19 protein-coding genes are annotated in these 22,148 nt (G+C 51.3%); 9 read left to right on the top strand and 10 right to left on the bottom strand.

The window, feature by feature from the left end; all coding sequences use genetic code 11:
* Positions 1-13: 13 nt before the first annotated feature.
* The 3 genes from truC to syd form a co-directional block, all read right to left on the bottom strand.
* On the bottom strand, positions 14-796 hold the full coding sequence (truC, locus tag SK33_RS04795; protein ID WP_003034092.1) for a tRNA pseudouridine(65) synthase TruC: 783 nt from the start codon (positions 794-796) through the stop codon (positions 14-16).
* The gene (locus SK33_RS04790) at positions 796-1,125 is read right to left on the bottom strand and encodes a YqcC family protein (RefSeq protein WP_003034091.1); all 330 of its coding nucleotides are present in this window, start codon (positions 1,123-1,125) and stop codon (positions 796-798) included. The genes truC and SK33_RS04790 overlap by 1 nt, the downstream gene beginning before the upstream one ends.
* Positions 1,126-1,759: 634 nt before the next feature.
* A complete protein-coding gene (syd, locus tag SK33_RS04785; protein WP_003034087.1) occupies positions 1,760-2,305 on the bottom strand; it encodes a SecY-interacting protein in 546 nt (181 codons plus the stop codon).
* A 68-nt stretch (positions 2,306-2,373) separates the two neighbouring features.
* Between syd and queF the strand changes: the two genes are divergently transcribed.
* The 5 genes from queF (at position 2,374) to xni (ending at position 8,892) form a co-directional block, all read left to right on the top strand.
* Entirely contained in the window at positions 2,374-3,222 is an 849-nt protein-coding gene (queF, locus tag SK33_RS04780) for an NADPH-dependent 7-cyano-7-deazaguanine reductase QueF (RefSeq protein WP_003034084.1), read from the top strand.
* 112 nt (positions 3,223-3,334) lie between these two features.
* On the top strand, positions 3,335-4,699 hold the full coding sequence (gene ppnN / locus SK33_RS04775) for a nucleotide 5'-monophosphate nucleosidase PpnN (protein ID WP_003034076.1): 1,365 nt from the start codon (positions 3,335-3,337) through the stop codon (positions 4,697-4,699).
* 560 nt (positions 4,700-5,259) lie between these two features.
* Positions 5,260-6,549, top strand: coding sequence for an HAAAP family serine/threonine permease (locus tag SK33_RS04770; RefSeq protein WP_003034073.1), 1,290 nt, complete (start codon positions 5,260-5,262; stop codon positions 6,547-6,549).
* Positions 6,550-6,602: 53 nt separating this feature from the next.
* Positions 6,603-7,970 (top strand): L-serine ammonia-lyase, encoded by a 1,368-nt coding sequence (locus SK33_RS04765; RefSeq protein WP_003034070.1) that lies wholly within the window; start codon positions 6,603-6,605, stop codon positions 7,968-7,970.
* Between the two features lie 166 nt (positions 7,971-8,136).
* Positions 8,137-8,892, top strand: a complete 756-nt coding sequence (gene xni, locus SK33_RS04760; protein WP_048218519.1) for a flap endonuclease Xni — start codon at positions 8,137-8,139, stop codon at positions 8,890-8,892.
* 76 nt (positions 8,893-8,968) lie between these two features.
* On the opposite strand, the gene fucO is transcribed toward xni, so the two are convergent.
* The 7 genes from fucO to SK33_RS04725 all read right to left on the bottom strand — a co-directional run bounded on the left by fucO (position 8,969) and on the right by SK33_RS04725 (position 17,143).
* Positions 8,969-10,117: a lactaldehyde reductase gene (gene fucO, locus SK33_RS04755; RefSeq protein WP_003034064.1), complete on the bottom strand. Its 1,149-nt coding sequence runs from the start codon at positions 10,115-10,117 to the stop codon at positions 8,969-8,971.
* A 27-nt stretch (positions 10,118-10,144) separates the two neighbouring features.
* Positions 10,145-10,792: an L-fuculose-phosphate aldolase gene (gene fucA / locus SK33_RS04750; protein WP_003034062.1), complete on the bottom strand. Its 648-nt coding sequence runs from the start codon at positions 10,790-10,792 to the stop codon at positions 10,145-10,147.
* A gap of 141 nt (positions 10,793-10,933) precedes the next feature.
* The gene (locus SK33_RS04745) at positions 10,934-11,932 is read right to left on the bottom strand and encodes a LacI family DNA-binding transcriptional regulator (protein ID WP_003034060.1); all 999 of its coding nucleotides are present in this window, start codon (positions 11,930-11,932) and stop codon (positions 10,934-10,936) included.
* A 66-nt stretch (positions 11,933-11,998) separates the two neighbouring features.
* Positions 11,999-13,579, bottom strand: coding sequence for an FGGY-family carbohydrate kinase (locus SK33_RS04740; protein WP_044699749.1), 1,581 nt, complete (start codon positions 13,577-13,579; stop codon positions 11,999-12,001).
* Positions 13,580-13,632: 53 nt separating this feature from the next.
* Positions 13,633-14,583 (bottom strand): ABC transporter substrate-binding protein, encoded by a 951-nt coding sequence (locus SK33_RS04735; protein ID WP_003034057.1) that lies wholly within the window; start codon positions 14,581-14,583, stop codon positions 13,633-13,635.
* Between the two features lie 73 nt (positions 14,584-14,656).
* Complete coding sequence (locus tag SK33_RS04730; protein ID WP_003034055.1) at positions 14,657-15,640, bottom strand: ABC transporter permease; 984 nt, start codon at positions 15,638-15,640, stop codon at positions 14,657-14,659.
* A 3-nt stretch (positions 15,641-15,643) separates the two neighbouring features.
* The gene (locus SK33_RS04725) at positions 15,644-17,143 is read right to left on the bottom strand and encodes a sugar ABC transporter ATP-binding protein (protein ID WP_048218521.1); all 1,500 of its coding nucleotides are present in this window, start codon (positions 17,141-17,143) and stop codon (positions 15,644-15,646) included.
* 464 nt (positions 17,144-17,607) lie between these two features.
* Here SK33_RS04725 and fucI point away from each other — a divergent pair, with 464 nt between their 5' ends.
* The 4 genes from fucI (at position 17,608) to fucR (ending at position 22,134) form a co-directional block, all read left to right on the top strand.
* Positions 17,608-19,383, top strand: a complete 1,776-nt coding sequence (gene fucI / locus SK33_RS04720) for an L-fucose isomerase (RefSeq protein ID WP_048218523.1) — start codon at positions 17,608-17,610, stop codon at positions 19,381-19,383.
* Between the two features lie 122 nt (positions 19,384-19,505).
* Positions 19,506-20,924, top strand: coding sequence for an L-fuculokinase (gene fucK, locus SK33_RS04715; protein WP_048218524.1), 1,419 nt, complete (start codon positions 19,506-19,508; stop codon positions 20,922-20,924).
* Between the two features lies 1 nt (position 20,925).
* Positions 20,926-21,348, top strand: coding sequence for an L-fucose mutarotase (gene fucU / locus SK33_RS04710; protein WP_048218525.1), 423 nt, complete (start codon positions 20,926-20,928; stop codon positions 21,346-21,348).
* A 57-nt stretch (positions 21,349-21,405) separates the two neighbouring features.
* Complete coding sequence (gene fucR, locus SK33_RS04705; protein ID WP_003034043.1) at positions 21,406-22,134, top strand: L-fucose operon activator; 729 nt, start codon at positions 21,406-21,408, stop codon at positions 22,132-22,134.
* The last annotated feature ends 14 nt before the right edge of the window (positions 22,135-22,148 follow it).

The raw sequence follows: 22,148 nt of genomic DNA, 5'->3' as shown, positions 1-22,148 counted from the left end.
AATCTCCTGGGACTTAAGAATCTATCTGCTCATCCTGACCTGACCGCTCGACGAACTCAACCCTTTCATTCTCAGGGAGAAGTCCACGCCAGCCAAATTGTGACAATGCCTGCATCCAGACGTCATCCAGCCCGGCGCGAATAACCAGCGGCTCACCGGTGAATGGATGCGTCAGCGCAAGCTGGCTGGCATGCAGCATTAATCGCTGACAACCGAAATGCTCCGCGGCGCTGCGGTTTTGCCGTAAATCACCGTGCTTGCTGTCGCCAATTATCGGATGACGTAAGTGGGCCAGATGGCGCCTGAGCTGGTGTTTCCGACCGGTTTTAGGATCCAGCTCCACCAGTCCATAACGGGTAGTCGGATAACGTCCGGTCGCTACCGGCATTTCTACCGTTGCCAGACCGCGATAATGGGTGACGGCAGGCTGCGGGCCTTTATCATCGCGGGCAAACTTATCGGCAATCTTATCCAGCTCTTCGACCAACGGGTAATCCAGCACGGTATCATCCATCAGCCAGCCACGCACAATCGCATGATAGCGTTTCTGAATTTGATGATGTTCAAACTGCTGAGACAACAAACGCCCGGCTTCGCTGGACAGTCCCATCAGCAGCACACCGGAGGTTGGTCTGTCGAGTCGATGGGCGGTAAAAACGTGCTGTCCAATTTGGTCTCGCACCGTTTGCATCACCACCACTTTCTCATCCCGGTCGAGCCAACTGCGGTGAACCAACCAGCCCGAAGGTTTATTGACGGCAACCAGCCATTCGTCCTGATAAAGAATTTCCAGCATCAGGCGTTATCACTGGTAAACAGCGCATCCAGCTCCTGCAATGCCGCCAGGAGAATGTCGCGTTGCGGATGATCGGCTGCTAGCGCCATTTCGTAATACGGTGCAACGGCAAAAGCCTGCGGAAGCGGCTGCGCGTTATCGAGTAGCGTATGCATGCGGGGAATCAACACCCACTGCAGCCACTCGACCGGCTCCATGGTATCCATACAAAAAGGCTGCGTACTGGTAAACAGATGCTCTGCTGGCTCATCCATCCGCCAGTGATTATGTTCACGCAGTAGCGCTTCAAGTGCGTGTAACTGCTGGCGCACACGGTCATGAGTCGTCATGAAATAAACCTCAATGATGAAAAATCTGGCGCGAAGAATAGCACTAGTGGAAGGAAATAAAAAAAGGGAGCACTGTAAAAAAAACAGTGCTCCCGGTTCGTTTCGCAGCATTCCAGCTACTTTTAGTGCTCCCTGCTCATCCGTGACAACTTTTCCTGTGGTCTTGCGACCGTGTTCATCCTGAACTTTTGCATCCTGCTCACATCACCCCGATGTGAAAACTTCATCCTGAAGTACCCTGGCCATCCAGACCCGCCGAACATCCTGACCGGCTCTCATTCTCCGTCCTGGAGGTGTCCTTTAACGCATCCAGCGTCTTCCTCTTTGCTTCGTCCTGAAGCCTGTCCTTGCAACACCATCCTGGTGTGTCCAGGTGAAGAGCCATCATCCTGATGTTCTCTTCGTTGTGCGACTCCTTGTCGACAGATATAGAATCGCCTGTTTCGCTTTGTCTTACAAGATGCTTACAGGCTTACCCTTACGATTATTTTCGTATGAAAGTTGACAATAAAATACTAACCAATTGAATAATAATAAATTATTATTTTATCAATTCATTAAGTCTTTACTTATCACCTGGCAATGTCCTACAGGGTATGTAAGAGATCTCTCACAAGATTCAGGGCAAACAGGATTACAGAACTGGCTTAAGTTGAGTGAGGAATTCCGCAAGTGAGGCCGCCAGCACCGTTCGTTTACGGGTTCCCAGCGTTTCTTTGCACACTTCACCGGACAGATTGCACACCGAAATGACGTCAAGCTCATTATCTTGTGTGGCAATAAAAAGCGTAGGCGAAAGCTTAAGTCGCTTTTGCGTAACCAAGTGACCAATCAGGTTTTCCTGAACGCGCCTGAAGTCATCTTCACTCCAGGTCTGCAGCAGCGTCAGCTTTTCATCCGCAAACTGCGCGTGCATATCCCCGGCAAACTGGGTGGTGTAAAAAGCGTGAACGGCAGGTTGTATCACAATATCAAATGCCCGTTCAACCGCATTGAGGTTTTTTTCGCCGACAAAAGGTTGAGGCTGCCAAAATACCGCATCGTCTGTGGAAGAAATGATGCACGGAGAAGGTACGCCATACAGCTCTTCACTGAGTGGCCAACTGTTGTTTTTTTCATGCCATGCGTCGCAATAACGCGTCGTAAAGGCTACCAACGCCTGCGCTGTCAATTCGTCCACTGATTTCTCTCTTCACAAAAGCCAGGATACACTTGTCGCATAGTGTATCTGGTTTATGACGGTGAAACATGTCCTCTTATGAAAATCATCAGGCGCTTGACGGCCTGACTCTAGGTAAATCAACGGATTACCGAGACAATTACGATGCAAGTCTGTTGCAGGGTGTTCCGCGCAGCCTGAACCGCGATCCGCTGGATTTAAAGGCCGATACCCTGCCTTTTCACGGTGCAGATATCTGGACGCTGTATGAACTGTCGTGGCTGAATACCAACGGCTTACCGCAGGTCGCAGTCGGTCACGTGGAACTGGATTACACCAGCGTAAATCTGATTGAATCGAAAAGCTTTAAGCTTTACCTGAACAGTTTTAATCAGACGCGTTTTGATTCCTGGGATGCGGTACGTCAGACACTGGAAAACGATCTTCGCGCCTGCGCTCAGGGCGATGTCAGCGTGGCGCTGTACCGCCTTGACGAACTGGAAGGGCAGCCGATAGCCCACTTTAACGGCACCTGTATCGACAATCAGGATATCGTCATCGATAACTACCAGTTCAGCACTGCGTATCTGGAAAATGCCGTGAGCGGTGAAAAGGCAGTGGAAGAGACACTGGTCAGTCATCTACTGAAATCCAACTGTCTGATTACCCATCAGCCCGACTGGGGCTCCATACAAATTCAGTATCGCGGACGGAAAATCGACAGGGAGAAGCTGCTACGTTATCTGGTCTCCTTCCGCCACCATAATGAATTTCACGAGCAGTGTGTGGAACGCATTTTCAATGACATTCTGCGCTTCTGCCAGCCGGAGAAACTGAGCGTTTACGCACGCTACACGCGACGTGGTGGCCTGGACATTAACCCATGGCGCACCAACACCGATTTCACTCCGGCAACCGGTCGTCTGGTGCGTCAGTAATCTTTTTTCTCAATTTTGCGTGTCGGATTCCGCGCACAAGGTTGTGAAAGGTCATAAGCCAGGGCTATTGTAATCACAGGGAATGACGTGTTGCGTCCCATAAGGAGTTTACTTGATTACACATATTAGCCCGCTTGGCTCAATGGACATGTTGTCGCAGCTGGAAGTCGATATGCTTAAACGCACGGCCAGCAGCGACCTGTATCAACTGTTTCGTAACTGTTCGCTTGCCGTTCTGAACTCCGGCAGTTTGACCGACAACAGTAAAGAACTGCTGTCACGCTTTGAAAGTTTCGATATTAACGTACTGCGCCGCGAACGGGGCGTGAAGCTGGAACTGATCAACCCACCTGAAGATGCGTTTGTTGATGGACGCATTATTCGTGCGCTACAGGCTAACCTGTTTGCCGTGCTGCGCGACATTCTGTTCGTCAATGGCCAGATCCATAACGCCGGTCGTTTTCAGCATCTGGATCTCGAAAGCTCGGTCCATATCACCAACCTCGTATTCTCGATCCTGCGTAATGCCCGGGCGCTGCACGTCGGTGAAGCGCCGAACATGGTCGTCTGCTGGGGCGGTCACTCAATCAACGAAAATGAGTACCTGTACGCCCGTCGCGTCGGCACCCAGTTGGGCCTGCGCGAACTGAACATCTGTACCGGCTGCGGTCCAGGGGCGATGGAAGCGCCAATGAAAGGCGCTGCGGTAGGCCACGCCCAGCAGCGATACAAAGACAGCCGCTTTATTGGCATGACCGAACCGTCAATCATCGCCGCTGAACCGCCTAACCCGCTGGTAAACGAACTGATCATCATGCCGGACATTGAAAAACGTCTTGAAGCGTTCGTGCGTATCGCCCACGGTATTATCATCTTCCCGGGTGGCGTAGGGACAGCAGAAGAGCTGCTGTATCTGCTGGGGATCCTGATGAATCCGGCCAACAAAGATCAGGTTCTACCACTGATCCTGACCGGACCAAAAGAGAGTGCGGATTACTTCCGCGTGCTTGACGAATTTATCGTGCACACGCTGGGAGAAGATGCGCGTCGCCACTATCGCATTATCATTGACGATGCAGCGGAAGTGGCGCGCCTGATGAAAAAAGCGATGCCGCTGGTGAAAGAAAACCGTCGCGACACAGGTGATGCTTACAGCTTTAACTGGTCGATTCGTATCGCGCCCGATCTGCAGATGCCGTTCGAACCGTCCCATGAAAACATGGCCAACCTGAAGCTGTACCCGGATCAGCCCGTTGAAGTACTGGCGGCCGATCTACGTCGCGCATTCTCCGGTATTGTGGCTGGTAACGTGAAGGAAGTCGGCATCCGCGCTATTGAAGAGTTTGGCCCGTACAAAATCCACGGTGACCGCGAAATGATGCGCCGCATGGACGATCTCCTGCAGGGCTTTGTTGCACAACATCGTATGAAGTTACCGGGCACTGCGTATATCCCTTGTTACGAGATCTGCGCCTAACCTTCTACACCCGCTAGCAGCACTATAGCGATGACAGTTTTGTCCATATCAAAGCCGGGTTTGGCGCATTTGCCTCCCGGCTTTTTTTAGTGATACCAGTCACATAGCTCTGACAATCACATAAATACCAGTGATGATTCATTAAAAACAGCGCGCCACGCAAACGATTACCTTGAAAAACCAACCGTGATTTATCTTAGTAAATTATTATTAGTCGCCGAAATCATCTAAAAACAACAGTTTTTACAGCTGAACACGCCTATCTTCGCGCCTTCGCTTTCATGAGATATGTCGTTAATGTTAGCCTTCGCGCCCGTAAATTCGCTTTGACTATTTTTTAACAGATTAATGGCCCAAATTTATCCACATAAAAGGTGGATTATTGCATTTGGGATCCCGATCACTGATACATTCATTACTAAAATGTATCTTTCCGCCCGAAAATTATTACGGCGAAAAATTATATAAAAATCGCTCAACGAATTTCGATTTACAGCCGGGTACTTTCTCATTGGATTGACCTCAAACCCGGCTTTTTAAGCTTCCTCCAGGAGAAATAGATGGAAAACACTCAAACCAGCACTATCGTTACGGGCCAGACCCGCAGCGCATGGCGCAAGACAGACACCATGTGGATGCTGGGCCTTTACGGCACGGCGATTGGCGCGGGTGTATTGTTCCTGCCGATCAACGCAGGCGTAGGCGGTATGATCCCGCTGATCATCATGGCAATCCTTGCCTTCCCAATGACCTTCTTTGCACACCGCGGTCTGACTCGCTTTGTGCTGTCCGGTAAAAATCCGGGTGAAGACATCACCGAAGTTGTAGAAGAACACTTCGGCGTTGGCGCAGGTAAACTGATTACCCTGCTCTACTTCTTCGCTATCTACCCGATTCTGTTGGTTTACAGCGTAGCAATCACCAATACCGTTGAAAGCTTCCTGACCCATCAGCTGGCGATTACTCCTCCGCCGCGTGCAATCCTGTCTCTGATCCTGATTGTCGGCATGATGACCATCGTGCGCTTCGGTGAGCAGATGATCGTTAAGGCGATGAGCATCCTGGTATTCCCGTTCGTTGCGGCTCTGATGCTGCTGGCGCTGTATCTGATCCCTCAGTGGAGCGGTGCGATTCTGGAAACCATGTCTTTTGACTCTGCGGCAACCACCGGGAACGGCCTGCTGTTGACCCTGTGGCTGGCGATTCCGGTAATGGTGTTCTCCTTCAACCACTCCCCGATCATCTCCTCCTTCGCCGTGGCGAAGCGTGAAGAGTACGGTGATGAAGCTGAGAAGAAATGCTCCAAGATTCTGGCATTCGCTCACATCATGATGGTACTGACCGTTATGTTCTTCGTCTTCAGCTGTGTATTCAGCCTGACCCCGGCGGACCTGGCAGCAGCAAAAGAGCAGAACATCTCGATTCTGTCTTACCTGGCGAACCACTTTAACGCGCCGATTATTGCCTGGATGGCACCGATCATCGCGATTATCGCTATCACCAAATCCTTCCTCGGCCACTACCTGGGCGCACGTGAAGGCTTCAACGGGATGGTGATTAAGTCTCTGCGCGGCAAAGGCAAATCCATCGAAATCAACAAACTGAACAAAATCACTGCACTGTTCATGCTGGTAACCACCTGGATTGTGGCGACACTGAACCCGAGCATCCTCGGTATGATTGAGACCCTGGGTGGCCCAATCATCGCGATGATTCTGTTCCTGATGCCGATGTATGCCATCCAGAAAGTACCGGCAATGCGTAAGTACAGCGGCCATATCAGCAACGTCTTCGTTGTGATTATGGGCCTGATCGCTATCTCCGCTATTTTCTACTCTCTGTTCAGTTAATTCCCCTGCGCCGCTCTTCGGGGCGGCGCATCTCGATACACAATGGACGCCTCATGATTAGCGTATTCGATATTTTCAAAATCGGCATTGGCCCTTCCAGCTCCCACACTGTTGGCCCGATGAAAGCAGGCAAACAATTCACGGATGACCTGATTGCACGCGGAATTCTCACTGACGTAACCCGCGTAGTGGTTGATGTCTATGGCTCCTTGTCTCTGACGGGGAAAGGCCACCATACCGACATCGCGATTATTATGGGCCTGGCGGGTAATCTGCCGGATACCGTAGACATTGATGCCATCCCTTCCTTTATCCAGGATGTGAATACTCACGGGCGTTTGCTGCTGGCAGACGGTCAACATGAGGTCGAGTTCCCGGTCGACAAGTGCATGAATTTCCATGCGGACAATCTGTCCCTGCACGAAAACGGGATGCGTATTACCGCACTGGCGGGCGAAAAAGCCATTTACAGCCAGACTTACTATTCCATTGGCGGTGGGTTCATCGTTGATGAAGAACATTTTGGTTTACCGAACAACTCTCCGGTAAACGTGCCGTATCCGTATAAATCCGCAGCTGATTTGCAACGTCATTGCCAGGAAACCGGCCTGTCACTTTCCGGTCTGATGATGCAAAACGAACTGGCCCTGCACAGTAAAGAAGAGCTGGAACAGCACTTTGCTAACGTCTGGGAAGTGATGCGTAGCGGGATTGAGCGCGGCATCACCACCGAAGGTGTATTGCCGGGCAAACTGCGCGTTCCGCGTCGTGCTGCTGCGCTGCGTCGCATGCTGGTCAGCAGCGACAAAACCACCACTGACCCGATGGCGGTTGTTGACTGGATCAACATGTTCGCGCTGGCCGTGAACGAAGAAAACGCTGCTGGTGGACGTGTGGTTACCGCGCCAACCAACGGTGCATGCGGGATTGTTCCTGCCGTACTGGCGTATTACGACAAGTTTATCCGTGAAGTGAACGCTAACTCTCTGGCACGCTATATGTTGGTCGCGAGCGCCATTGGTTCACTGTATAAGATGAACGCCTCTATCTCTGGTGCCGAAGTCGGCTGTCAGGGTGAAGTTGGCGTGGCCTGCTCCATGGCAGCGGCTGGTCTGGCTGAACTGCTGGGTGGTAGTCCAATGCAGGTGTGCATCGCAGCGGAAATCGGTATGGAACATAACCTGGGTCTGACCTGCGATCCGGTTGCCGGCCAGGTACAAGTACCGTGCATTGAACGTAACGCGATCGCGTCCGTGAAAGCGGTGAACGCCGCACGTATGGCGCTGCGCCGTACCAGTGAGCCACGCGTGTGCCTCGATAAAGTTATCGAGACCATGTACGAAACCGGTAAAGACATGAATGCCAAATACCGCGAAACATCTCGCGGCGGTTTGGCAATGAAAATTGTCACCTGCGATTAAGTCCCACCCCATTGCCGGATGGCGCAAGCTTATCCGGCCTACAGTGCCGTATTCATTTGTAGGCCGGATAAGGCTTCAGCCGCCATCCGGCAAAATGTTGTATCAGATCTTCGCCTCCACTCGCCGTGAATGTTACCCTACAGACTGATTTGTTAGGGAGAACACCGTGGCCGTCCATCTGCTCATTGTCGATGCACTGAATCTTATCCGCCGAATTCACGCCGTACAGGGCTCACCCTGCGTGGAGACGTGCCAGCACGCGCTCAATCAGTTGATTGTGCACAGTCAGCCCACACACGCCGTGGCGGTATTTGATGACGAAGCGCGCAACAGCGGCTGGCGTCACCAACGCTTACCTGACTACAAAGCCGGTCGCCCGCCAATGCCTGACGATTTACACAAGGAAATGCCCGCCTTACGCGCCGCTTTTGAACAGCGCGGTGTCTGCTGCTGGGAATCCAGCGGGAATGAAGCCGATGATTTAGCCGCAACTCTGGCGGTGAAAGTTAGCCAGGCCGGACATCAGGCAACCATCGTCTCAACCGATAAAGGCTATTGTCAGCTACTCTCCCCAACGCTGCGTATTCGCGATTATTTCCAGAAACGCTGGCTGGATGCGCCGTTTATCGAGAAAGAGTTCGGCGTACTGCCGCAACAGTTGCCTGATTACTGGGGACTGGCAGGGATCAGCAGTTCTAAGATACCTGGGGTTGCCGGTATTGGTCCTAAAAGCGCCACACAATTGCTGACGCAGTTTCCAACGCTGGAAGCACTGTATGAACATCTGGATGACGTACCGGAGAAATGGCGTAAGAAACTCGAAGAACATCGGGAGATGGCGTTTTTGTGCCGCGATATCGCGCGGCTGCAAACGGACTTACATATCGACGGAAACCTACAGCAGCTACGGCTGGCACGGTAGTCTTATTTTCGGATGGCGCTGCGCTTATCCGGCCTACTTAACGTATAACCCTGTAGGCCAGATAAACGCCAGGTGATTACCAGGCAGTATGGTACAGCTCGACGATATCCCCAAGGCTCGCTTCACGCGGATTTCCCCCGGTACAAACATCGTCAAATGCGGCTTGCGCCAATGCAGGAATATCCTCTTTACGGACGCCAACATCGCGTAAGTGCAGTGGGATCCCTACATCGCGATTAAGGGCGAAGACAGCATCCACTGCCGCTTTGCGTGCTTGCGCCAACGTCAGTCCTTCAACCTTAACCCCCATTACCCGGGCAATATCGCGGAATTTTTCCCCAGTGAATTCGGCGTTATAGTGCATCACGTGCGGCAGCAAAATGGCATTCGCGATGCCGTGCGGCGTGTTGTAGAACGCGCCTAACGGGTGTGCCATGCCATGCACTAATCCCAGACCAACGTTGGAGAAGCCCATCCCGGCAACGTACTGGCCCAGGGCCATCGCTTCACCCGCCTGGCTGTCACCCGCAACGGAACCGCGCAATGACCCGGCAATAATTTCGATGGCTTTAATGTGCAGCGCATCGGTAAGCGCCCACGCTGCCCGGGTGATGTAACCTTCAATGGCATGAGTCAGTGCATCTACCCCAGTAGCCGCTTTTAATGCAGCAGGCATGCCGTCCATCATATCCGCATCGATGAACGCCACCTGCGGGATGTCATGTGGATCGACACAAACAAACTTACGCCGATTCTCTTCGTCAGTGATCACGTAGTTAATGGTCACTTCCGCCGCTGTTCCCGCGGTGGTTGGGATAGCCATAACCGGCACGCTCGGGAAGCGTGTCGGCGATAACCCTTCAAGGCTACGTACATCCGCAAACTCCGGGTTATTATTGATAATGCCAATCGCTTTACAGGTATCCTGCGGGGAGCCTCCGCCGATGGCTATCAGATAGTCTGCGCCGCTTTGCTGAAAGACACTCAATCCCTCCTGCACTACCGCAATGGTTGGATTAGGAATAACGCCTGAATAGATTTCCCATGCCAGACCTGCAGCATCCATTCGGGAAGTCACTTTCTCAACAACGCCGCACTGCACCAGATTTTTATCAGTCACAATCAACGCCTTGCGATAACCGCGACGAATAACTTCATCGGTTAATGCGCCAACAGCCCCCCGGCCAAACCATGCCGTTTCATTCAGAATCATTCTGTTCGCCATTGTATTTCTCCTTTTCGCTATGCGAAATTACTCTTCAATGCGTAATCCGTAAGATTTGAATTTCTCCAGCACAATAGCGATCTCCTCGTCATCCAGCACCGGCACCGGGTCAACAATCGCCAGCGTGCTCAGGTACAGACGGGCCAGAACTTCCACTTCATGCGCCAACCACAGTGCTTTTTCCAAATTCGCTTCGCAAGCAATCAACCCATGGTGCTGTAAAAGCGTTGCCTTACGGTTTTTCAGGGCGACGCTCACATGCTCTGACAGCTCTCGTGTACCAAACGTCGCATAAGGCGCACACGGAATAGAGTTCCCCCCCGCCGCTGCAATCATGTAGTGAATTGCCGGGATAGGGCGATTAAGAATTGAAACGGCCGTGCAGTGTACGGCATGGTTATGGACAACCGCATTGGCATCCGGACGCGTCTGGTATGCCGCCAGGTGAAAACGCCATTCACTGGAGGGTAATTGTCCTTTATCATATTTCCCGTCGTTATCTACATACACGATCATGTTTTCAGTAAGTCTTTCGTAAGGAATACCGCTGGGCGTGATCAGCATCCCGTTTTCATAACGCGCACTCACATTTCCCGCCGTCCCCTGATTCAATCCAAGGCTGGTCATTTCCAGACAGGTTTCAATGATTTCTCGCGACAAACGCATTCTTTCCATAATGATTCTCCGGGTACAGTTTCCCCTCGTCTTTATTGCGAAAAATGCAGCCGCAGAATAAGACGGGTCAGGTTTCAGGTACAGGCAGCCACTGAACGTATTTATTCAGATTCAGTTGGCCGATTTATTTATAGCGACATATTAAGGTTGTCTTACGCGCTTAATAAGTTTCATCTCAACTTTTACAGTTTCTTTAATTGGGTGATCATCAATAGCACTCATCATCATATCGAATGCTTTTTCCGCCCAGACATTTTCATCCTGTTGCATTGACCAGACATTATTGGCGAGGAATCCCAGCATTGGGTGTTCATCGAATGTCCCAATATTAATTTCCGGTGGAATTGTGCCCAAACGATTACGAATAGCGTTAATGGCCCCCTCCAGTACCGGTAATGATGAGGCGATAAACGCCTGCGGACAGCCCTGTTCGCCGATCAACTCATCCATCAGTCGATAACCACCTTCAGGTGTGTTGTCCGGACCTTCACGCACCCAATCTCTATGTGAAATACCATTATTGTTCAATGCATTAAGATAACCTTGCAAACGATCACCAATGCTGGGTAATCCGGTATCCCCCACTAAAAACCAGATTGGCGACTTTCCAGCGTCAAACAGACTCTGCGTCAATTTCTCGCCGCCCAAGATGTTATGACTTTCTACCAGTGCGTTATCGGTATACTTAAAATCACGGTCAAGTAACACCATCGGTTTTCTGACCTGACGTAAATGGTGTTGCTGATTCTCTAACGTTGAGGGAACAATAAAAAGGCCATCGACATTACGGGCGATTAACGCTTTGGTCAGTTTATTTTCGTAATCAACATCGTCATAGGTACAGCTAATCGTTAACTGATAACCTGAACGACGACAGCGTTGCTCAAGTTTTTCTGCGAGTGTGGCAAAAAAGACGTTGGAAATATTGGGTACAATCAATCCCAAAGTATCCGTTTTATTTAATTTCAGGCTACGTGCTGAATGGTTAATGACGTAACCATAGCGCTCGACATATTCATTAATACGCGTTTGGGTTTTGACACTGATTCGATATTGCTCTGCTTTCCCGTTCAGCACCAGTCGTACGGTCGTAACCGATAAATTCAGATCGCTGGCTATCTGTTCTACTGTTTTAGCCATCTATATGCCCCAGTCCACATCCAAAAACGTCAATCTACAATCATAAAAGTATTTTAAACTTTTGTCTTACTGCATAAGTTGGTTAATCGCCTGCTGCTGCTCCCACAACATCAGATAAGCCTGGTATTTGCGATCATAGAAGTTCCGCCGCGCCGGGTTCGCCTTAATCACCTCGCCCGAACGAACCATCGCCCGGCATGCGGACGGTATAGTTGCCCACGCGCCGCATGCTACCGCGCCAGTGATAGCCGCACCTAACGTCACCGCATCCTCTTCCTGCATAAGATGAATATCGCATCCGGTAGCATCGGCATATTCCCTCATCCACAGTGGGTTATGCGTTGCGCCGCCGCACAGCGTCAGTCGGGAAATGGTGTGACCGTTTTCACGCATCACTTCCATAATATGCCGCGTACCGCAGGCGATCGCCTGTAATGTCGCCAGGTACAGACGAGCTACCTGCATCTCACCTCGTTCCAGCGTCAAACCACAGATGCTGCCTCGAGCATCGGGCCGTGCGCGCGGCGAACGATTACCGTGGTGATCGGCAAGCACATGCAGATAACGACCAGGCTCAGACTCCTGCTCCTCAAGTGCGGCAACCCATTCATTAACTAAAACAATGGGATGGCAGCCCCGGGCCTCAGCTTTGTGAAACAGCTCAGCACTGGCTCCTGATTCCTGAAGCGTCCAGTCGACTAACGCCCCAGCAGCACTCTGCCCTCCTTCCGTCAGCCAGTAGCCTGGCAGCATGGCTGACCAATAAGGCCCCCAAACACCTGGCGTATGAATTTCCTGCTCGCTGCACAGCATATGGCAATTTGACGTTCCGCTAATCAGCGCCAACGTCCCCTCAGGCTCAACCCCGGCAAGCGCAACTCCGCCGGCATGGGCATCAATCATACCGCTGGCGACGACCACTGCAGTCGTCAGCCCCAGCGCCTGGGCCGAATCGCTGCTAAGCGTTCCAACGCCAGCGCCTGGCGGAAGAATACGCGACGGGATTTTGCCCAACAAATCCGTTAATTCAACGGCGTCGAGCAGGGAGTGGCTAAAGCGTTGTTCATGTGCCAGATAGTTCCATTTACAAGTCAACGTGCACAAACCGGCAACATCAGTGGCGGTAGCTTTAGAGACCAGAAAGTCCGCAAGATCATAGAAACGATGTGCACTCTGCCACGTTGCGGGAAAATGATTTTTCAGCCACAGCACCTTGGGAAGTTCCATCTCTACGCTGACTTCGCCGCCGACATAGCGCAGAGCCGGATCTTGCGTGGCATTAATGCGTTTGGCCTCATCTACCGCGCGATGATCCATCCACATGATGATGTTATGGTCTGGCGATTCACCAGGTGAAACCGCCAGTCCCTGCCCGTGTTCATCGAGGGCAACTAAGGAGCAGGTGGCATCAAATCCCAGTGAACGAATCTTCTCGACGGGAACCCCCGCTGACGACACCGCTCCTCTCACCGCATGGCAAACCTGCTGCCAGATTTCTGCAGATGACTGCTCAACCCGCTCAGGACCGGGTCGAAACTGCGAGATGGGGCGTGTCGCAAAAGCCAGCCGTGTGCCACTGGCATCAAAGACACCAGCCCTGACGCTGGCGGAACCGACATCCACACCGAGGAAATATCCACTGCCCATAGTAACTCCCTGACGCTGGCTAATGATGGGGCGAGCACCTCGCCCCAACGGTCTTATTTTTTACCGAATGGGTGTAACAATTTGTCAATTTCTGGGGTATCAATGTTCTTCGCACTGACAAATTTCACCGGAATATCAATCTCTTTCGGTACAGACTGACCCGATACCGCTGCATTCAGCGTCTTGATACCCTGGTAGCCAATCTGATAAGCGTCCTGCACCACAAATCCCTGAATCACTCCGGACTTCAGGAAGGCAATGATTGCCTCTGTGCTATCAAAACCAATCACCTTCACTTTGCCTTTCAGATTTTGGCTATCAATAGCGTTTGCTACGCCAAGCGTTGAGCCTTCATTTGTGCCATAAATTCCTGCAATATCCGGGTTGGCCTGGATCATATCGATGGTTTTATCCATCGCTTTTTGCGGATCGCCATCGCTGTACTGGACCGGTAGCACCTGAATATCCGGATATTTCTCCTTCATACGGGCAATAAACCCTTCCGAACGTTCAATCGCAGAAGAGGTCCCTGCTACGTGCGCAATAATGCCCACTTTCCCTTTACTGCCCACTTCCGCTGCCAGCGCGTCTGCGGCTTCTGCACCGGCTTTACGGTTATTCGTGGCGACAAAGCTCACCGGAATATCGGAATTCACGCCGGAGTCAAACGTCACAACTTTAATACCGCGTGAATTTGCGGTCTCAACTAATGGCGCAAGCGCATTGGCATCTAACGCGGCCAGTAATAGCCCATTAGGTTTTTGCGCCATCGCGTTTTCAACTAGCTGAATCTGCTCGGCAATCTGAGTTTCATCCGCCGGGCCAACATAGCTGGTTTTATCGCCCAACTCTTTTGCTGCTGCTTCCGTCCCCATTTTTACGGTTTGCCAGAATTCATGCTGGAAACCTTTACTGACCACCGGAAGGTTCATATCTTTAGCCAATACGCTGGATGTCATACAGGCCAGCAGGGATAACGCATAGACAAAATTCCTGGTTCTCATTGTTTTACTCCGTTCTGAGTGAGTCACCCTAAACGTCAGGGTTATGATGCCCCGTGACTTCCGGGAGCGTAAATCAACGAATTTTTTTGCGTAATGTATCGAGATAAACCGCGGCAATGACCACCACGCCCATGGCTACCATTTGCCAGAACTGGGAAACGCCCATCAGGTTCAGACCATTCTTCAGCACGCTCATAATGAATGCGCCGATGATCGTGCCGCCGATGGTACCAATTCCGCCCATCAAGCTTGTACCGCCAATAACAACCGCTGCAATGGCTTCCAGCTCATACCCCACGCCGACCGTTGGTTGTCCTGAGTTCAAGCGAGAGGCCAGAATCACCCCGGCAATCCCAGTCAGCAGACCACAAAAGGCGTAGACGAAAATTTTGACGCGCTGAACTTTAATACCGGAAAGATGTGCGGCTACCTCATTGCTACCCACGGCGTAAACATAGCGACCAATCACCGTTTTCTTCAGGATGTAGGCGGCAATTAACGCCACCACCACCAGGTAAAAAACGGGATAAGGCAGCACATCAAACAAACGTCCCTGGGCCAGCATTTTGAAGGTGGGGTAATCAGCGAAATAAATCGCACGACCATCGGTCATCACCATATTGATGCCTCTGACTGACATCATCAGGCCCAGCGTGGCGATAAAAGGCGGGATAGTCATTTTGGTGACCAGAAGGCCGTTGATATAGCCGCATAATCCCCCGGCCAGCACCCCCGCCAGAATACATACAGGCAGAGGCAATCCCAGCGTGGCGCTGATGCCTACCGCAACACCAGAAAAGGCCACTACCGAGCCAAGAGAAAGATCGATTCCTGAAGTGATAATGACAAAGGTAACGCCAATTGCCATGATGCCAATCACTGACGTTTGCAAGGCAATTGTCATGATGTTTTCAGTGTTAAAGAAAAATGGCGAACCAAAACTAAAAAATATTACTAAAATAATCAGACTCAAAAGCGGCGCAAGGCGCATTAAAAGTTCTTTGTTAATTTTTATTTTCTTATTATTGCTGTCTGAAGAGGTTACAGAGATAGTCATAAATTAGTCCTCTAACGTCGCATATTGCATGATTTTTTCTTGTGTGGCGTCATCAGAAGCTAACTCCCCGGTAATACGTCCATTACGCATAACCAAAATGCGATCGCACATACCCAGCACTTCCGGTAATTCAGAGGAAATCATGATAATTGACTTCCCTTTTGCCACCAGTCGATTCATTAATTCATAAATTTCAAGTTTGGCCCCCACATCAATACCGCGAGTGGGTTCGTCAAAGATGAGAATATCGGTATCTTTACATACCCATCTGGCAATAATAATTTTCTGCTGATTACCGCCACTTAAATTCAGTGCCGCCTGCTCTAAATGTGGTGTTTTAATCCGTAGGGCTTTAACCTGTTCCTCGCTGGTTTTCTGACAACGTTTGCTGTCCACATTGCCATAGCGGTCGGAATATTCAGGATAATTGCCCAACATAATATTACGCTCAACGGACAGTCCTAATGCCAGCCCCTCTTTTTTTCTGTCCTCGGTTAAATAGCTGATACCCTGTTGGATAGCATCAGGAATATCTTTAATTACCGTCACTTTTCCGTTTAGCTTGAGGGTACCGCCATCAATGGGATCCGCGCCAAAAATCGCCCGCGCCAGCTCGGTACGCCCTGCGCCCATCAGACCGGCAAAGCCCAATATTTCGCCCTGATACAGGGTGAAATCAATGTTGTTCAGTACACCATTGCGAGTCAGACCGCTGACTTCCAACACCGGCTTACGTTGAGCCAAAGGTCCACGACGAGGATAGATATTGCCGAGGTCCCGCCCAACCATCATGGCAATCAGGTCGCTAATTTTAACCGCATCATAATCTACAGTGGCAATAAACTGACCATCACGCATCACCGTCGCACGATCGGCTATCAGCGCCAGTTCCTCCAGCCTGTGCGAGATATAAACAATGCCCGTCCCCTGTTCTTTCAGCAAACGGGTTACCTGAAATAAACTGTCGATTTCCGTTTCCGTCAGTGCCGCCGTCGGTTCATCCATAATAAGGATCTTAGCATTCACCGATATCGCTTTAGCAATCTCAACCATTTGTTGTTGCGCGACGGTCAGATCGGCCACCAGCGTTTCTGGGGAGATATTCAGGTTTAATTTTTGCAAAATATCGATAGCAGCCTGTCGCTGTTGTTTTTCATCCAGACGCCAGCGGTTATTTTTGCAAAACTCCCTGCCAATAAAAATATTTTCTTCTACCGTGAGTTCAGGGAAAAGATTAAATTCCTGGTGAATAATCGTGATACCTGCGCTTTGTGCGCTCAACGGGTTCGCAAAAGAAACAGGTTGCCCTTCAAAAATAATATCTCCTTCATCAGGCTGATAAACACCGGATAAAATCTTCATCAACGTAGACTTTCCTGCGCCATTCTCACCCAGCAGCGCATGAACCTCGCCTTTGCGTAAAGCAAAATCCACATTACTCAACGCTAATACGCCGGGAAAACGTTTCGTAATATGACTCATCTGTAAAAATGTTTCAGACATTGCTGCTTTCCTCAATATACAGAAACTGCAATCAGTGAATCAGGCGAAAAAACGTTGCCAGGAAGCCATCGTCACCGTTAATGCGAATACTACCTATACGTTCATATGCGTTTTATCAATTATGCTAACTCGAGTTAGCGAAGTGCCTTTTAAAGCTATTTTAGCTACTCAAATTAGCCAAATCATTTGGTTTAAATCTGTGACGCTGAACAAACATTTTATTGCAAATACTTAATTTAAAAGGATTTATACAAAAATATGCGTTCTGGTTTATTTGACGCAGATCGAATTTTAACCACTTCTCGTGAAGCCTCTCACAGTTCCACAACAAAAAAGTTGTGCAAAAAACTCTCTAATACCTAAGCTAACTCGAGTTAGCAAAAATGAGTTATTCAGCCAACTGCGACGGTGGTGTTCAACATCCGCTTTTGCAGCACGGCATAAAGTGAGATGAGGAACCTCGAATGAAAAAAAATAGCTTACCGAAGATTGGCATTCGTCCGGTGATAGATGGGCGCCGTATGGGTGTTCGTGAATCGCTCGAAGAGCAAACCATGAATATGGCTAAAGCCACCGCTGCGCTGATCGCTGAGAAACTTCGTCACGCCTGCGGAGCGAAAATTGAATGTGTCATTGCCGACACCTGTATCGCCGGGATGGCGGAATCTGCCGCCTGCGAAGAAAAATTCAGCAGCCTGAATGTGGGCGTGACCATCACCGTGACCCCATGCTGGTGCTACGGTAGCGAAACCATCGACATGGATCCAATGCGGCCGAAAGCTATCTGGGGTTTCAACGGTACAGAACGTCCGGGGGCCGTTTATCTGGCTGCCGCGCTGGCTGCGCATAATCAAAAAGGACTTCCTGCCTTCTCTATTTACGGCCATGACGTACAGGACGCCGGCGACACCACGATCCCTGCCGATGTGGAAGAAAAATTGCTGCGCTTTGCCCGCGCGGGCTTAGCCGTCGCCGGTATGAAAGGCAAAACCTACCTGTCCGTAGGCGGCGTTTCAATGGGCATTGCTGGCTCTATTGTCGATCATAACTTCTTTGAATCCTGGCTGGGAATGAAAGTTCAACCCGTTGATATGACCGAACTGCGTCGTCGCATCGACCAAAAAATCTATGACGAAGCTGAGCTGGAAATGGCGCTGGCGTGGGCGGACAAAAACTTCCGCTACGGCGAGGATCAGAACGCGCAGCAATATAAGCGCAACGCAGAGCAAAGCCGTGCGGTGCTGAAAGAGAGCCTGCTGATGGCCATGTGCATTCGCGACATGATGCAGGGTAACCAGAAGCTGGCCGACAAAGGTCGGGTTGAAGAGTCGCTGGGATACAACGCGATTGCCGCAGGCTTCCAGGGCCAGCGTCACTGGACCGATCAATATCCGAATGGTGATACCGCCGAAGCGCTGCTCAACAGCTCCTTTGACTGGAATGGCATACGCGAACCGTTCGTTGTCGCCACCGAAAACGACAGCCTGAACGGCGTGGCGATGCTGTTTGGTCATCAACTTACCGGCACGGCGCAGGTCTTTGCCGATGTGCGCACCTACTGGTCGCCAAAGGCGGTGGAGCGTGTCACGGGTAAACCGCTGACCGGGCTTGCTGAGCACGGCATTATTCACCTGATCAACTCGGGATCGGCTGCACTGGATGGTTCCTGCAAACAGCGCGACGACGCAGGGAAACCGACCATGAAACCGCACTGGGAAATCTCGCAAAAAGAGGTCGATGATTGCCTGGCGGCAACCGAATGGTGTCCGGCTATTCACGAATACTTCCGCGGCGGCGGCTACTCCTCTCGCTTCCTGACCGAGGGCGGCGTGCCGTTCACCATGACTCGCATCAACATCATCAAGGGCCTGGGGCCGGTACTGCAAATCGCAGAAGGCTGGAGCGTGGAATTACCGGAAGATATGCATGACCAGCTCGATGCGCGCACCAACTCTACCTGGCCGACTACCTGGTTTGCCCCGCGCTTAACCGGTAAAGGCCCGTTCAGCGATGTCTATTCGGTTATGGCTAACTGGGGTGCAAACCACGGAGTGCTGACGATTGGTCACGTGGGCGCAGACTTTATCACTCTGGCCGCCATGCTGCGTATCCCGGTTTGCATGCACAACGTGGAAGACGAGAAAATTTACCGTCCTTCAGCCTGGGCAGCCCACGGTATGGATAGCGAAGGCCAGGATTATCGAGCCTGCCAGAACTACGGTCCGCTGTATAAGCGTTAAACATCGAGCAATTGCCTGATAGCAACGCAGACGCGTTTTATCAGGCCTACGAAGCGCACGGTTTTGTAGGCTGGATAAGGCGAAGCCGCCATCCGGCAATAGGTAATCTCCCAGGAGCAATTATGAAACAAGAGGTTATCCTGGTCCTCGACTGTGGCGCGACCAACGTGCGGGCCATAGCCGTTGACCGTCAGGGAAAAATTATCGCCCGCGCCTCTACGCCCAACGCCAGCGATATTGCCGCGGAGAACGGTACCTGGCATCAGTGGTCGCTGGAAGCCATTTTGCAACGCTTTGCCGGCTGCTGTCAGCGGCTCTCCACGCAACTGGCCAATTGCCGTATCTGCGGGATCGCCGTCACCACCTTCGGCGTAGACGGTGCGCTGGTCGATCAACACGGCAGGCAGTTATATCCGGTAATCAGTTGGAAGTGCCCGCGAACCGCAGCAGTAATGGAAAATATCCATCGCTACATGTCACCGCAGCAGTTGCAGGAAATCTCCGGCGTCGGCGCGTTTAGCTTTAACACGCTGTATAAACTGGTGTGGCTAAAAGAAAACCATCCACAATTACTGGAACAGGCGCACGCCTGGCTGTTTATCTCATCGCTTATCAACCACCGTTTAACCGGCGAGTTCACCACAGATATCACCATGGCGGGCACCAGCCAGATGCTGAACATCCAGCAGCGCGATTTCAGTGATGACATTTTGCAGGCGACCGGCATACCGCGCCGACTGTTTCCACGTCTGGTGGAAGCGGGCGAACAAATTGGGGTACTGCAACACGAGGCCGCCAGCCTGCTCGGGCTACCAGTGGGTATTCCTGTGATATCTGCCGGGCACGACACGCAGTTTGCGCTCTTTGGCGCGGGAGCTCAGCCAGACGAACCGGTGCTCTCTTCCGGTACATGGGAAATTCTGATGGTACGCAGCGCACAGGTGGACACCTCTCTGCTCAGCCATTATGCGGGTTCCACTTGTGAATTAGACAGTCATGCCGGGCTGTATAATCCCGGCATGCAGTGGCTGGCTTCCGGCGTGCTTGAATGGGTGCGTAAGCTGTTTTGGACTGCCGAATCGCCCTGGCAAACGCTGATTGACGAAGCCCGGTCCATTCCTGCTGGCGCAGAAGGCGTCAAGATGCACTGCGACCTGCTGACCTCTCAGAATGCGGGCTGGCAAGGGGTTACGCTCAATACCACCCGCGGGCATTTTTATCGCGCCGCACTGGAAGGACTGACAGAACAGTTGCAGCGGAATTTACACACGCTGGAAAAAATCGGTCATTTCCAGGCCACTGAATTGTTATTGGTTGGCGGGGGAAGCCGTAACGCATTGTGGAACCAGATTAAAGCTAATGTTCTCGGGATCCCTGTCAAAGTGCTGGATGACGCCGAAACCACCGTCGCAGGCGCCGCGATGTTTGCCTGGTCAGGCATTAGAGAATTTACCTCACCGGAACAGGCCCGTGCACAGGTGCGCTACCAGTACCGTTACTTCTATCCGCAAACCGAATCCGAACTGACAGGAGTCGAGTAACATGCTCAAAACAATATCCCCCTTAATTTCCCCCGACCTGCTGAAGGTGCTGGCTGAAATGGGTCACGGCGATGAGATTATCTTTTCTGATGCTCATTTTCCGGCTCATAGCATGGGACCGCAGGTGATTCGCGCCGACGGTCTGCTGGTCAGCGACCTGCTGCAGGCGATTATTCCGCTTTTTGAACTGGACAGCTACGCCCCACCGCTGGTGATGATGGCCGCAGTAGAAGGCGACGCTCTCGATCCTGACGTCGAGGCTCGCTATCGACAGGCGCTTTCATTGCAGGTCCCCTGTCCAGACATCACGCGTATTGACCGTTATGCCTTTTACGAACGAGCGCAAAAGGCGTTTGCGATTGTTATCACAGGAGAGCGGGCAAAGTACGGGAATATTCTTTTAAAAAAAGGGGTAACGCCGTAATCTCTGGTCAGAATGCCCGTCTGGTACGGGCATTTATCATCAGATGAGGATCTGAACATGAAAGCGGCGCGCCAGCAGGCAATCGTAGATCTGCTTACCCACCACAAAAGCCTGACAACTGAAGCCCTGTCTTTGCAGCTAAACGTTAGCAAAGAGACCATCCGCCGCGATCTCAGTGAATTACAAACCCAGGGCAAGGTGCTACGCAATCATGGGCGGGCCAAGGCTATTCATCGGGAAAATCAGGACAGTGGCGACCCGTTCCATATACGACTAAAAAGCCACTATGCCCACAAAGCAAATATTGCCCGCGAAGCGCTGGCATGGATCGAAGAAGGTATGGTGATAGCTTTAGACGCCAGCTCAACCTGCTGGTACCTGGCGCGACAGCTACCGGACATCAACATTCACGTTTTTACCAACAGCCAGCCCATCTGCCAGGAATTGGCTAAACGTGAACACATTCAGCTTATCAGCTCCGGCGGTCGCCTTGAGCGCAAATACGGTTGCTACGTTAATCCCTCGCTTATCTCGCAGCTTAAATCCCTCGATATTGACCTGTTTATTTTTTCCTGCGAAGGGATCAATAGCGACGGCGCGCTCTGGGACTCAAATGCAACCAACGCAGACTTCAAATCCATTCTGCTTAAGCGCGCATCGCAATCTTTATTGTTGATCGATAAAAGTAAATTTAATCGTTCGGGAGAGGCCAGAATTGGGCATCTGGATGATGTGACGCATATTGTTTCAGATACACAGCTGATTGAATCAATCCAGGCCGAATAGGGCAATTTCGCCGC

The organism is Citrobacter sp. MGH103 (assembly GCF_001034475.2).
Lineage (GTDB): Bacteria > Pseudomonadota > Gammaproteobacteria > Enterobacterales > Enterobacteriaceae > Citrobacter > Citrobacter freundii.
The sequence above is the reverse complement of the archived record's forward strand: the minus strand, read 5'-3'. Positions and strand labels throughout refer to the sequence as shown.